Annotated in this window: 1 protein-coding gene; it reads left to right on the forward strand. The window is 40.2% G+C overall.

Annotated features, from left to right (window positions below):
- A partial coding sequence (locus tag J5M56_RS24420) for a respiratory nitrate reductase subunit gamma (RefSeq protein ID WP_207937988.1) occupies positions 1 to 178 on the forward strand: 178 nt, incomplete at its 5' end.
- Positions 179 to 507 lie beyond the last annotated feature (329 nt).

The following is a 507-nucleotide window of genomic DNA, read 5'->3' on the forward strand; positions in this document are numbered from 1 at the left end:
TCCTTGGCAAGCAGCTGCACGTATTACTCAGGCAGATTTGATTTATCAAATCCATATGGCGTTAGGGATTACCTTGGTGATGATTTTCCCTTTTACCCGTTTGATTCATATTGTGTCTGCACCGATTTGGTATTTGGGCAGACGTTATCAAATCGTCCGTCAACAAACGGCTCAATAATCTAAACGTTATGATACGGATGTAGGGGCACCATGCTTACGCCCCACTATAGTATAGTGAAAACTGACTTATATCGAACATGGTCGTTCGTGGTAGGACTGTCGAACCATAACGACCGTTACCCTTAGACAAGCTCAGGGCAAACGGTGCTTACTATAATTTAGGATTGACTATAGAATAAAGCTCTTTTGTTTTTCAAAAGTATCTTCATAATTACCATCTAATTGAACTTTATCTAATTCTTCAAACGCTCTCCAAGGTGAACTGTCTCTACCAAAATTAGTTAAAATAACATCCTCGCATTCGGCAATCCATGCAAGCATCTGAGG

It is taken from the genome of Pseudomonas sp. 51_B, from assembly GCF_017491595.1.
Taxonomy (GTDB): Bacteria; Pseudomonadota; Gammaproteobacteria; order Pseudomonadales; family Pseudomonadaceae; genus Aquipseudomonas; species Aquipseudomonas promysalinigenes.